The following is a 12,358-nucleotide window of genomic DNA, read 5'->3' on the forward strand; positions in this document are numbered from 1 at the left end:
AGCGTAAATATATGAGGAGTATATTTATAATTCTAAACCTGACTAGATTTAGAATTTAACTCTATTATTGTGTAGTTTTGTAAAGTTTGTGTTAAGGTTGGAAAGTCTGCGAAGTGAATTTGCGGGCTTTTTGCATTTTATAAAAGATTTCAATGTAGTTAGAATACAAGAAGGCTCTTCCCAAAAATTTTCGACAAGAACCTTTTTAAACAATAAAATTTATGCTTATTTCAGAAATAAAGGACGATAGGGTCAAAACCCGCTTCGTTGCTCTGCCAAATGAATCCTTTTGCGCTCTTTCATTACAGTATACATTTGAAGTAATACAGAAAGTATGATTAACAGCAAACCGGTATAAAATGAAAAGTTTAACTCCTTAGCCTCTCCAAAAATAATCATAGCCAATACAATACTATATATAGGCTCTAAGTTATAGCTGAGATTAAGAGTAAAAGCAGATATGCTCTTCAATGCTTGTATTTGCAACATATACAGACCGATTGTACAAACCACTGAGAATATTAACAAATAGATTAAATCTGTATTACTCGGAAAAAAAGACATGACAGGAAACAATTGCAAATAAAAAGGAAGTATAATACTTAAACTAAAGAAACCTCCAATCATTTCATAAAACAAAGTAACATCCCATGAATAATTAGTATTTGTTGCAACTCTTTTATTGGCAATCACAAAACTAGCTGCCAAAGCTGACGAAATAGCCCCACATATTATACCTGTTCTGTAACGGGTATCGAAATGAAAAATCAGCGCAATCCCCAAGAGAGCAATAATGCTAAAAGACAATTCTCTGACAGATATTCGCCGACGGCTCACGACAGGTTCTAAAACAGCCGTAAAAAAACCTGTCATCGAGAAACAGACTACACCGATAGAAACATTCGAATATTTAATACTGGCATAGAAAAACAGCCAATGCAGTGTTAATAATAGTCCTACAAAACCAATCTTATAGAAATCTTTCATCGGCAATCGAACAAACCGTTTTGTCACCGATAGCATTATTAATAGTAACACAGAGGTAATCAATAAGCGGTACCAAACGAGCATACCTTCGTTCAGGGTAATAAGCTTGCCGAATATACCCGTAAATCCGGCAATTAGAATAGATAAGTGCAACTTAACAAATGCTTGTTTCATCGTTGATAAATATTCTGCAAAGATACCCTTTTAATCAAAAAAAGCCCCAAAGATTCATTCTCTTTGGGGCATATATTATTAATCAAACCGTTTAGTTTTGACCTCCAGCACTTCCTCCACTTTGTTCTCCTTGTCCTCCAGACATAACATCATCATTCTTGATACCACGTCTTGCTTTTTGTATTTGAGATTTCATCTCTCCAAAACGGAAAGATACAGAGATTCCAAAATTTTGAATTTTATTAGACATGATTGTTTCTGAATAAAACGCTTGATTATTCATTGTGCTTCTGAAATCATGAATGCGTTTAAATGGATTCTGAGCATAAGCAGATATATTCAATTTGTCATTATTAAAGCCTTTACTTACATTAAATCGGTGAAAGAAAAACGAAGAGTTTTCACTTTGTAAATTTATGTATGGAGAAAAATAGCCTACATTAACAAAAGCTTTCCACGATTTAGGAAATGAATATTGCGCACCTCCAAAGACATTCGCGGATACTCCATCTTTCTTTAATCCTGACCCATTATTTGCTTTTATATCCACATACCGTGCCCCCATATTAGAGAATATACTCAGTTGTTCCAGCCATTTATATTTATCTCCACCCATTTTAGGAGTCCATCGCAGGTTTAAAGATAAACCAATATCTTTTCTTTTTCCTATATTTTCGTAGGTAGAGGTCACTACTTTATTTTGCTCTGTCGTAATTTGTTCAATTCCATTATTCTCGAAGCTATAAGCCAAATTCACATTCAAAGTCAGATTACGGTTGAAAAGCCCATAGTTGGTACTTATCGTATGATTTTTCACAGCATCTAATGCCGGATTCCCCTTTTGTATATTATTCGGGTCGGAAGTATTCTCATAAGGATTTAATTGCCAGATACCCGGACGTGATATACGCATATTGTACCCAAAACGCAAGTTTTGCATTGGATTTATCTGATATGTAACTGTTGCAGAGGGTACGATGTTAGAGTAGTCTACTTTAAAATCTTGAGCTTTATCCTTTGGGAATTCAGCATTCAACCATGTTGCTTCATAACGCAATCCGGCTTTGAATCCCCAAACATTTCTAAACTTGGCATTGTAACCGCCATACGCAGCCAATATATCTTGTGTATGCCTAAATCTATCAGTCGGACGTTCTATGGCTACCCAATTACCTGTAGCATTAAGGCTATCTAAACCACTATTGCTATTATTTATACGGATGATATACTTTACTCCTGTTTCGACACTATGAGATAGGATATCAGACTTATTCAAAGGGGTTACAAAATCTACCTGAAAGGTATGTTCTTTCATATCTGCATCAGAATATTGTTTGTTAGTATATACATACTTAGGTAGTTCACCAAATAGTTCAGTAATATCCGAATTTGATTCCGAATCGTTAGGGTTCATACTGAATTTATAAGAAGCTGTCAGCAATTGTTCTTTTTTGTGGAAAGTGCGCTGATAATCTACATTCAGATCTGTACCGCCATACGTTTGTTTCACATGGCCTTTTTGATCATATCTATATTGGCTATCCTTATTTATTCCGAGCCCCTCATTAAATATATTACTTCTTGATTTATAATTACCTTCAAACCTATTGAATCCGATATTAATAAGATTTAAGGTATCTATCTCGTAACTTAACTCTCCTGAACCAAACTGTCCGAGTCCGTTATTCTTTGAAGGGCCTACTCCTGTAAGATATTTCGGATTATTGCTTAAGTTATATTCTCTAAAAGAAGAAGAGGTTCCTTCCGGACGTTTCCATTCGTAATAGTTATAATTCCCGGTGAAGCCAACTTTGCCATATTTCATGGTCCAATAAGCGCCTAAACCATATCCACCTTGCGAGTCTACCCTACCATTCAATGTGGCAGTATATCCACCCATAGAAGTATTGGTTATAATGTTGATAATACCTGCTACACCCTCAGCATCATATTTTGCTCCGGGATCGGTAATCACCTGTATATCTTTCACCGTATTGGCAGGCATGCTGCGGAGAACTTCCTTCGGATTGTTGGAAATCATGTTAGACGGTTTTCCGTTCAGATATATTTTAAAATTAGTAGAACCTTTCAGCTGTACATTATCTTCGCCATCAACGGTTACCATCGGAACTTTTTTCAACATTTCCAATAGGTTATTCGTCGTTGATTCAGGATCACTCTCCATACTATATACAATTTTATCGAGATCAACTTTTACCAGTGGCTTCTGTGCCGAAACTACAACCTCCGATAAGGCATTTTCATTGTCACTCATATATATTGTACCTAGGTCTACTATCTTTGCGTCACCTACAACAACAGGCTTAACAAGGGTCTTTTTGCCGATATATTCTACCGAGAGCAGATACTCTCCCTTTTTATTCATCGAAAACTGAAAGTTTCCATTATCATCGGCTGCTACAACCTTTAACGGGCTTCTCGGATTTGCCTTACCTAACAATTTAACTGTCGCGTAGGGAACTGTTTCATTTGTTAATGAATCTGTTACTACACCTTTAATCTGGACATTTATTAGTGGGCTGGATTGAGAGAATGCTAATGATGAAATTAGCAATGATAGAAAAGTTAATAAAATGCGGACATTCATAAGTTTAGTATAATTATAAATATATTTCGTTTTTTTAGTTGTTTTTCAGCTGACTAAGATATACATAGATTTAATCCGTTTGACTGAGATATGCTTACTAGTCGCCATAATTATACATTTATCACTAAAGCAATAAATATTTTATCATTTTTAACAGAACGACACTTTTTTCACAAAAAAAAGACACCAGGCTCTGCTTACCTGATGTCTCTTGCCAACTCATCTACAGATAAATTTTATTTACTAAATGGAATATCGTTTATCGGCATCACCTTACCATAGATTTCTACATAGCGAACATTTGCTGTATCTAAATACATCTCTATCCTAGTGTTCTGCCTATTTCTTTTTAGTTTCAGGTCTACGTGTAGAATGTCATCATCATGACGAGAAGCACTCCAGCCCGAAACCGTATAGATTGGATTTTTAGAATTAAAGTACAAGGTATCTCCTGTTACATTTCGGCATATATTGATATCATTTGCCGAGCTACGAACAAACCACCCTTGATTACGCCCAATCAGCCAACCACCTATAACTACGGCCACAATAATTAGAGTAAACAGAATTGAATGTAATTCTTTGTTCATATACGGAACCAATTATTCGACCTCTTTATCCTGTTCTTTCTTAGAATCTTTCCTCTCTATAAAGTAAGCAATAACAAGCCCTATACCACCAAATATGGCAGCGCATGCCGGATATAAAATAGATATAGTATTGCGAAACTCATAGAAGGCTCTTTCGTCCGCACTTGGAGGAGCGACAGCCAACAAGTCTATAACAGCGACGATAGCAACCCCTAGTCCAACGCCTACTAATAAGAGCCCAACACGAATAGCCCATGAGGTTACATAGTTGTTTACATTGCTTTTATTCGGAGACATATCCAATTGCCCTTTCAGTAGATTCGGGTCTATCCCTTCTGAAATTTTTTCGATAAAAGCTAAGCGTTCTCTACGACGAGCAAACAACTCAAACAAGCGGTAGATTGCATATGCTATTGTAGCCACAATAACCATTGCCATAATTTGATCCATAATTTTCTATTTTTATTAATTAAACATTTTTGTTTCATCCGTTTGCTCATTTTGACGCAAGCATTTTTAAAAGGTTACAACAAAATAAAAAAATATTTTTTTGAAAAGATTTTACATTACATTTGTAACCTATCAAATATTCTTGCGTCATACGGGTATGGCTGAATTTGATGATATCTATTTTATACGCCGAATAAAGGACGGACATACCGATGCTTTTATACACATTGTACGTCGATATGAGAGAATGGTATTTACCATTGTCAATAAAATAGTTTCTCGTCGGGTAGAAGCCGAAGATATTGTTCAGGAGATATTTATAAAGGTATTTCAGTCATTAAAACAGTTTCGTGAAGAATCGAACTTTGCAACATGGTTGTACAGAATCGCATACAACACAACTATATCAGAATTGCGAAAGCGTAAACATGAATTTACTGCCATTGACGATAATTTCTCAAATATCCCTGATGACGAAATATCAGAAACACTGGATGAGATTACAACTGAGGATAAGTTACAGCTTTTGGATACAGTACTAAAAAAACTGCCCCCGGACGATGCTTTGCTGATCAGTATGTTCTATATAAACGACCAAAGCGTAAAAAATATAAGCATCATCACGGGAAATAGTGAAGCTAATGTAAAAGTAAAGTTGTACAGAATCAGAAAAATTATAAACTTTGAAATAAATAAGCTCATACAATCATGAATACAGAAAATACAGATAGGCTAAAGAGTTTATTTCAGGAAATAAAACTAGACGAACCATCGACAGACTTCGAGAGTCGGTTGATGCAACGAGTACATATTGTTGCGGCAAAACAAAATCGGAAGAGAAGCATTATTTCAATTCTTTCTATTACGTTCGGCATTGTAGGAATGCTTGGAATACCGACGCTTATCTTTTGGCTTTTAGGATTACCTCTCAAGGAAGGCATTCAGAGTATGGGGGCAAATATCACATTCAATGTCCCATCAGTAGGGTTTAATCCTTTCGTGGTATCTGTAGCTTGTGTCGGAGTACTACTCCTTATAAGTGACTCGCTGATCCGCAGACGGATTAAAGAAAGGAAGCACAAAGATTAACAGAAGCTTACGGTAGAATTTAAATATAAGCAAACTATCAAACATCTAACTTCCCGGCTTTATACTCCTTATATTTAAGAGAGAGTAACCTCAAGAATGAGCTTATTTGCGATAGGGCAGATTGAGTTTCGCCCGAAATCTCTTTCTTTTGCAAGCGCATTAACAAGAAACCATATAGAGCGGCAAGGCAGGTTTCGAGTTCGGGAGTATTTTTATCTTGCGTCTTGGAACGTAACTCAACAATAAAAGGCAAGGTTTTATAATAGGCTTCAGTATATTCGTTTTCTTGCGGCGACTTCAGCAGTCTGTTGTGTAGTTCGGTCAACTCCGATATTACATTCTTATTTATAATCAGATGCCCTTTTTCCACCACGTCTTCTCTCCTCATCATGTCAATAAGGTTTTCGTACCATTCCCTTATTTCATTTTTCACATTTTGAGGCTGTTCGAACCCTGATATTATTTGCTTATCAATTATATCGATGTCTAATTTATTGGCTCTTATAATATCCTCTATCTGCCACATATACAATAGATATTCGGCGATATTTTCTTCTTTTAGTTTTTTAGCTATCAGCATAATTTATTTTAGATTTCCTTCAGTTTGACTTAACCGATTGAAGAATAAACGTTTTATATTTTTTAATTCCAGGAGCAACGATTTACAAACTATACATATTGAGCTTTTACAATAAAATACATTCAAATAATTGGGAGATAAAAGTAAATAATTTCATGGAAATCTCAAGTATATGTTTTCCCCTTATCTAATCAATAACTCTCTTATAGAAAGGAATAAAACAAACTCCTTCTTAAAATCCCATCGCTTTTTTTACTACTGTCATTTCTTCTTCCGAGGTCAGCATCTTTAATAATTCAAATGCAACAGTTGGAGCTGTTTCAGGACAATAAGACGTTATAATTTTACCATCAACTACTATTCGTTCATTCACAACATTCACCCCAAATTCTTTCAGCTCTTTTTGCCTATAGCCATTATTTAAGTGATAAGTTGTAGCCTTCCGATCTTTAAGAATTCCACTTTTTCCTAAGGGGAACGCTCCAGTACAAACTGTAGCTATGATTTTATTTTTTGCATCAAAATCCTTAATTAAGTCTAAAAATCTTTCGTCATATGCTTCTTCATAAAAGCCAAATTCGCCAAATCCACCAGGTATTGCCAATGCAGCATACTCGTCAACGTTTATCTCTTCAATTGTTTTATCTACTCTTACAAGCACATTAAATGTGCTTATAACTTCTTTAGTAAAAGCGCAGGTTTCGACAAACAAACCATGACCATAACAAACTCTTGCCCAACCAATAACATCTATGAAAACAGAAAACTCCATAGTCTCAAATGCCTTTGCCAGAAACACTAAAACTTTCTTATTTTCCATAGTTGTCAAAATTATTATTTTTAAGAATAAATGATAAACAATAATAGATTATGCTTTGTTTATATACAAAACAGAGTACAAAAGTAGTATTTTTTTATATATAAAGTTTAAGATGAATTTATACGCTATTATATAAACCTTATCTATCGCTACATAAATAAAACAAATACAAAGTATTCTGAACAAACATGTTGTCTTTGATGTTCTAATGTAAAACAGGTATGATTTACTTTTTTCATAGTGTGTTAGATAGATTGTTTAGTTGATTTTTTACCTGTTTTATCATAGTATATGTTAGTTTTATATTAGTGTTAAGAGGGGAAGGGATGATTGTGATAATCATCTCTTCTTTTTTGTATATTAGCTGAATATTTACAAAAAATGGTTGACATAAAAATAATAGAAAGCGGCTATATCCAGGCAGACGGAGGTGCCATGTTTGGAGCTATACCAAAGCGTGCCTGGCAAAGAAAATACACAAGCAATGCCGACAACTTGTGTACATTAGCTATGCGGTGTACACTCGTCATATCCGAAGACAGGGTAATATTGATAGACACCGGTATGGGAGATAAGCACACCGAGAGAATGTCTTACTACCAACCACACTCTCTGATTAACATTGAAGAAGAAATAAAGAAATATGGCTTCTCGAGTGAAGATGTCACCGATGTGATATTGACCCACTTGCATTTCGATCATTGCGGATATGCAACTAAAAGAGATAAAAATGGCAAAATAATCCCTTCTTTCGCTAAAGCTACTTATTGGTTAAGCCGCAAACAATGGGACAATTATTTAACTCCTAACATACTGGAAGCAGATTCTATCTTAGCTGAAAATATACAGCCGATACACGATGCCGCACTCTTACGCTTTGTTGACCAAGACATGCAGATATCTAAAGAGGTAAGTGTGAGATTATTTGACGGACATAGTATAGGGCAGTTAGTTGTATATATCAAGACAGATACGGGTGTATATACATTTCCCGGTGATCTGATACCGACAAGTGCTCATGTCCCGTTAGAATGGATTTCAGCTTACGACATCTGTGCGTTAAAATCGGCTCAAGAGAAGCAGCGATTTCTCGTTGAAGCAGAAAAAGAAAACTACACCCTTATTTATTGCCACGATGTAAAAGTAAAGACGAGTAAAGTAAAACGTCTGAATGATAATTATAAAGCCTACTGACTTTTATTATAAAAAAAGGATCTCAAAGCTCGGCTTTGAGATCCTTTTACTAATGTATATAATTTAACCTCTTCTATTAAAATACCATCGGCACATCTATCAGCAGTATGCGTGCATTGTCAGATTCTGCAGTGATATTTATACCATCTGTATCCCATACTCCAAGTGCATCTCTGTGATATAGTTTTTGCCCTTCGACAGAAAACTCTCCTTCAACAACCATAGCAAATACACCGTTCCCTTTTTTCTTCACCTGATAGCTTGTGTTGACACCTTTATCGAAAGTACCCATATTAAACCAAGCATCCTGATGTATCCAAAGTGCTGTATTTGAAGGATCACTCTTCGGTCCAACAATTTGGATGAATTGATTTTTATTATCTATAAAATCAAATTCACGTTGGTCGTAACGAGGTTCTACATTCTTTTGAGATGGAAAAACCCATATTTGGAAAAGACTTACCGGTTTGTACTCATTAGCATTGTATTCACTATGTGTTATACCCGATCCGGCACTCATTACCTGCACTTCTCCGGCCTTTATCACTTCTGTATGTCCCATGCTATCCTTGTGTTCCAAATCACCATACAAGGGAATAGTAATTATTTCCATATTGTCGTGAGGATGAGTCCCAAAGCCTTCTCCTCCGGCAATTATATCGTCGTTTATAACCCTTAATGCGCCAAAATGTATACGGTTGGGATCATAGTAGTTTGCAAAACTGAATGTATGGTGTGTGTTCAACCATCCATGGTTTGCTGATCCTCTTGAAGATGCTCTAATTAATGTTGTTTTCATAAAACTACCCTTTCTGTTATATCTGATGAGTAACTATTTATAATATAAAGTATATCATAGGAATACACCTTATTTTTATATTACAAAGATAAGCACTATCCATCTATTATCAAAATAAGATAAATCATACATATATATAAATATATTTATACAATATTGCAATACATAGACCAGAAAGGCAATGCAATAGAACAAGGATTTATATAAATTTATTTATGCTAATTTTATCTTATTATATAAATAACAAAAAAGAGTATGGGTAAATAAAAATGAGTAAAAGTGACAGCACAAAAACAGATAAAAACTGTTACTTTTGTCACCTTTTGGTAGGGAAACATTTACTAGATGAGCTATAAAGTATAAATCTATCAGCTATTTACAACTTCTTTTTGCAAAAAAGATATGTTTCTTTCACAATTATTTATTAACTTTACTGTTGTAGTAATTAAAAACAAGAAATCATGAAAAATCTAGTCTTTATACTACTTTTACTCGTCTCAGTTACCTCTTATTCCCAAACTGAGATTCCTAAAGATAGCTTTCCTCCTCTAAAGAAAGGATCTTTCAAATTTGATGAAAGGTTAGAGAATTATTTGAACCTGGATGTATCGGGCAACAACAAATCATCTGCAAGCAAATATGATTTGTATAAACCTTTAGAAAAAGGAGATGATGCAACTATAGACTTAATACTTCCTCCGCTTGATGTATATCCTGGACCTCCTGTAGAAAGCAATACAATTACACGGTATCCTTTTGCCAATGATTACAGCTATTATTCGGGAATGAATCTGAATGACGAAGCTTGGCTCAGTTCGTCTTCTATACAGAATACATATCCATCCATAGGCGCAGTAAGGTCTGTAAGTATGTACTTTAACTATCAACCAACAGATTGGCTGGTAATTTCGGCTGGTCCTTACGCCTCAAAATATGCACTATATGGAGGGAACTACAACGATGTGGGTGCAGGAGGAAATATGAAATTCATCTTAAGCGACAGAATAAGGATAAATGCCCGAGGACAATATTCCGTGAGAGGAAAACATAATGGTGTAGAAGGCCCAATGATGGGTATGTATCCTCAAACATATTACGGAGGCACGCTAGAGGTCAAAATCACTGAAAAATTTGGAATCGAAGGCGGTGTAATCCGTGAGCTTAATCCATTCAACGGGAAATGGGTGAACAGGCCATACTTTGCGCCGGTATTCTACAAGAAATAAACTCTCTGGATGTATATAATCAGTAATGAAAATACATTTATCTTATTTGTATATTTTAGTATCTTTATCACAAATTCCAAAATAAAGAATGAGACTTAGCCTAACAATACTCTTTACATTCATTATATCCGTCTTTATTTCTGCTCAGGAAAGCGATTTCTATAAAAGGTTATCAAATGCAGCTATAGAGCTGACTAAGGATAAAGTTGTTTATGATCCCGGCTATTACACAATCCCTTATCCGAATGGAGATGTGCCGGCAGACAAAGGTGTCTGTACTGATGTGATAATAAGAGCATATCGCAAACTAGGTATAGACTTGCAGCAAAAGATACATGAAGATATGAAAGCCAACTTTAGCAAGTATCCTAAGAAATGGGGTATGAAATCAACGGATAAGAATATCGATCATCGAAGAGTACCTAATCAAGCCACTTTTTTTAGTAGGTTTGGCTCTGTAAAGAAAATTTCAGATAAAGCAGAGGACTATATTGTCGGAGATATTGTTACATGGGATCTAGGCGGAGGGATTACACATATAGGCATAGTTACAGACCGCATGTCTGCGGATAAGAAACGGCCGCTAATAGTACATAATATAGGGCAAGGACAAGTCTTGCAAGATTGCTTATTCAGCTATAAAGTGACAGGACATTATACATACAAAAGCAAATAAATATAATATTCGCCTGTGCAAAAAAACTCAGTGTACTTAAATATAACATAACTAGATATTGAGAATTATCTTATTATATTAAAAAAATCAGTCGATAAACATATCTCGTAGAATCTTTCTCTGATTATTAAAAAATTCTGTTCTGTATAAATCTCCACTTTTAGAGATCAATGTAGAATAGCGTTTCAATGATTCAATCCATTTCTTGTTAGCTTGACATATTTCAGGAGTAAACGACCTCACTACATTAATAGAAAATACACGTATCGTAGACAATTCGAATTCAGGACACTGCATATAACTATAAGTGGTATCAAAATCGATATTGGATATGTAAAAGTTAAATTCAAAGTCATCCATCCAAATTCCTGAGACAGACATCGACTCCAGTCTCTCCAACATGCATAACAGCTCATTCTTAATATCTTCTATATCCTGATTGTTCAACAAATTAAGTTTATAAAAGTATTTTACTGTATTCAGAAATGAAGACAAAACATTTTGAGATAGGATAGATGTTGTATGACAAGAAGAGTTAGCTTCTGAAATATACTTTTTATTCAGGTCGATAACTCTCTGAGGCAAGTAGAACTCAGAAAATGGAACAGTAGGCTTGGAAGTCTGAAGCTGATATACCCATTTGTATAAATAGAACTTAGCTATTTTTTCATGAGAAAGGTAAAATGAAAAAGGTAACTCATTATTAGCACCTTGTACCTGAGAACCAGGGTACACCTTCATTCTACTAAAAATATCTGTATAAAAAATCAAAGAATTACAATATTGCTCAAAAAATGATTCTTCTTGAATCATATTTATGCTAAATAACGCTGTAGTATCATTCTTTCCCAAAACATCATCAATTGATATGCTTAACGCTTTAGATATTACAGAGAGCTCCTCTAAGTCAAAAGACACATCCCCTCTTATCCTACGATAAACAGCTTCACGCCCGATAGAAAGCAAATCCATTAAGTAGGTTGCAACCTTTATCTGAGGAGGAAGGGCTTCTTTGATAGATATAATTAATTTACTGTTTAATTCGTTTTTCATGATATTTATGTTGTAGAGAGAAAAGATTAGAAATAAATCTTGATTATTAATAATATTAAAGCCTTAATTATATTGAATATTCATCATATAAAAACAAGAGAATAATATGTTT

Annotated in this window: 13 protein-coding genes; 5 read left to right on the top strand and 8 right to left on the bottom strand. The window is 34.8% G+C overall.

From position 1 onward, the window contains the following. Nucleotides 1–252: 252 nt before the first annotated feature. From BGO84_RS15125 to BGO84_RS15140, 4 genes are all read right to left on the bottom strand, one after another. Nucleotides 253–1,161, bottom strand: a complete 909-nt coding sequence (locus BGO84_RS15125; protein WP_291030435.1) for an EamA family transporter — start codon at nucleotides 1,159–1,161, stop codon at nucleotides 253–255. A 91-nt stretch (nucleotides 1,162–1,252) separates the two neighbouring features. Further along, nucleotides 1,253–3,769 (bottom strand): outer membrane beta-barrel family protein, encoded by a 2,517-nt coding sequence (locus BGO84_RS15130; protein WP_291030437.1) that lies wholly within the window; start codon nucleotides 3,767–3,769, stop codon nucleotides 1,253–1,255. Between the two features lie 236 nt (nucleotides 3,770–4,005). After that, nucleotides 4,006–4,359, bottom strand: a complete 354-nt coding sequence (locus BGO84_RS15135) for a hypothetical protein (RefSeq protein WP_291030439.1) — start codon at nucleotides 4,357–4,359, stop codon at nucleotides 4,006–4,008. A 12-nt stretch (nucleotides 4,360–4,371) separates the two neighbouring features. Continuing rightward, entirely contained in the window at nucleotides 4,372–4,809 is a 438-nt protein-coding gene (locus tag BGO84_RS15140; RefSeq protein WP_135103953.1) for a DUF6249 domain-containing protein, read from the bottom strand. 100 nt (nucleotides 4,810–4,909) lie between these two features. Here BGO84_RS15140 and BGO84_RS15145 point away from each other — a divergent pair, with 100 nt between their 5' ends. Together BGO84_RS15145 and BGO84_RS15150 are read left to right on the top strand one after the other, a co-directional pair. Next, the gene (locus tag BGO84_RS15145; RefSeq protein WP_291030441.1) at nucleotides 4,910–5,521 is read left to right on the top strand and encodes a sigma-70 family RNA polymerase sigma factor; all 612 of its coding nucleotides are present in this window, start codon (nucleotides 4,910–4,912) and stop codon (nucleotides 5,519–5,521) included. Next, nucleotides 5,518–5,898, top strand: coding sequence for a hypothetical protein (locus tag BGO84_RS15150; protein WP_291030443.1), 381 nt, complete (start codon nucleotides 5,518–5,520; stop codon nucleotides 5,896–5,898). Before BGO84_RS15145 ends, BGO84_RS15150 begins: the two co-directional genes overlap by 4 nt. A 37-nt stretch (nucleotides 5,899–5,935) precedes the next feature. Here the strand turns inward: BGO84_RS15150 and BGO84_RS15155 are convergent, their stop codons facing one another. Together BGO84_RS15155 and BGO84_RS15160 are read right to left on the bottom strand one after the other, a co-directional pair. Then, the gene (locus tag BGO84_RS15155) at nucleotides 5,936–6,478 is read right to left on the bottom strand and encodes a DUF4924 family protein (RefSeq protein WP_291030445.1); all 543 of its coding nucleotides are present in this window, start codon (nucleotides 6,476–6,478) and stop codon (nucleotides 5,936–5,938) included. A gap of 232 nt (nucleotides 6,479–6,710) precedes the next feature. Continuing rightward, nucleotides 6,711–7,298, bottom strand: coding sequence for a DJ-1/PfpI family protein (locus tag BGO84_RS15160; RefSeq protein ID WP_291030447.1), 588 nt, complete (start codon nucleotides 7,296–7,298; stop codon nucleotides 6,711–6,713). A gap of 381 nt (nucleotides 7,299–7,679) precedes the next feature. Here BGO84_RS15160 and BGO84_RS15165 point away from each other — a divergent pair, with 381 nt between their 5' ends. Next, complete coding sequence (locus BGO84_RS15165) at nucleotides 7,680–8,492, top strand: MBL fold metallo-hydrolase (RefSeq protein ID WP_291030449.1); 813 nt, start codon at nucleotides 7,680–7,682, stop codon at nucleotides 8,490–8,492. A gap of 76 nt (nucleotides 8,493–8,568) precedes the next feature. Here BGO84_RS15165 and BGO84_RS15170 read toward each other — a convergent pair whose 3' ends face one another. Continuing rightward, nucleotides 8,569–9,291 (bottom strand): pirin family protein, encoded by a 723-nt coding sequence (locus BGO84_RS15170; protein ID WP_283686395.1) that lies wholly within the window; start codon nucleotides 9,289–9,291, stop codon nucleotides 8,569–8,571. Nucleotides 9,292–9,752: 461 nt separating this feature from the next. Between BGO84_RS15170 and BGO84_RS15175 the strand changes: the two genes are divergently transcribed. After that, complete coding sequence (locus BGO84_RS15175) at nucleotides 9,753–10,517, top strand: hypothetical protein (RefSeq protein WP_291030451.1); 765 nt, start codon at nucleotides 9,753–9,755, stop codon at nucleotides 10,515–10,517. 88 nt (nucleotides 10,518–10,605) lie between these two features. Further along, nucleotides 10,606–11,193, top strand: a complete 588-nt coding sequence (locus tag BGO84_RS15180; RefSeq protein WP_291030453.1) for a DUF1287 domain-containing protein — start codon at nucleotides 10,606–10,608, stop codon at nucleotides 11,191–11,193. A gap of 87 nt (nucleotides 11,194–11,280) precedes the next feature. On the opposite strand, the gene BGO84_RS15185 is transcribed toward BGO84_RS15180, so the two are convergent. After that, nucleotides 11,281–12,246 (bottom strand): hypothetical protein, encoded by a 966-nt coding sequence (locus BGO84_RS15185; protein WP_291030455.1) that lies wholly within the window; start codon nucleotides 12,244–12,246, stop codon nucleotides 11,281–11,283. Nucleotides 12,247–12,358: the final 112 nt, after the last annotated feature.

The organism is Dysgonomonas sp. 37-18 (genome assembly GCF_001899125.1).
GTDB lineage: Bacteria > Bacteroidota > Bacteroidia > Bacteroidales > Dysgonomonadaceae > Dysgonomonas.

What these genes read in the sequence shown, in the direction of transcription:
- BGO84_RS15125 (WP_291030435.1), bottom strand. Translation starts at nt 1,161, where the DNA reads ATGAAACAAGCATTTGTTAAGTTGCACTTATCTATTCTAATTGCCGGA.
- BGO84_RS15130 (WP_291030437.1), bottom strand. Translation starts at nt 3,769, where the DNA reads ATGAATGTCCGCATTTTATTAACTTTTCTATCATTGCTAATTTCATCA.
- BGO84_RS15135 (WP_291030439.1), bottom strand. Translation starts at nt 4,359, where the DNA reads ATGAACAAAGAATTACATTCAATTCTGTTTACTCTAATTATTGTGGCC.
- BGO84_RS15140 (WP_135103953.1), bottom strand. Translation starts at nt 4,809, where the DNA reads ATGGATCAAATTATGGCAATGGTTATTGTGGCTACAATAGCATATGCA.
- BGO84_RS15150 (WP_291030443.1), top strand. Translation starts at nt 5,518, where the DNA reads ATGAATACAGAAAATACAGATAGGCTAAAGAGTTTATTTCAGGAAATA.
- BGO84_RS15155 (WP_291030445.1), bottom strand. Translation starts at nt 6,478, where the DNA reads ATGCTGATAGCTAAAAAACTAAAAGAAGAAAATATCGCCGAATATCTA.
- BGO84_RS15160 (WP_291030447.1), bottom strand. Translation starts at nt 7,298, where the DNA reads ATGGAAAATAAGAAAGTTTTAGTGTTTCTGGCAAAGGCATTTGAGACT.
- BGO84_RS15165 (WP_291030449.1), top strand. Translation starts at nt 7,680, where the DNA reads ATGGTTGACATAAAAATAATAGAAAGCGGCTATATCCAGGCAGACGGA.
- BGO84_RS15170 (WP_283686395.1), bottom strand. Translation starts at nt 9,291, where the DNA reads ATGAAAACAACATTAATTAGAGCATCTTCAAGAGGATCAGCAAACCAT.
- BGO84_RS15175 (WP_291030451.1), top strand. Translation starts at nt 9,753, where the DNA reads ATGAAAAATCTAGTCTTTATACTACTTTTACTCGTCTCAGTTACCTCT.
- BGO84_RS15180 (WP_291030453.1), top strand. Translation starts at nt 10,606, where the DNA reads ATGAGACTTAGCCTAACAATACTCTTTACATTCATTATATCCGTCTTT.
- BGO84_RS15185 (WP_291030455.1), bottom strand. Translation starts at nt 12,246, where the DNA reads ATGAAAAACGAATTAAACAGTAAATTAATTATATCTATCAAAGAAGCC.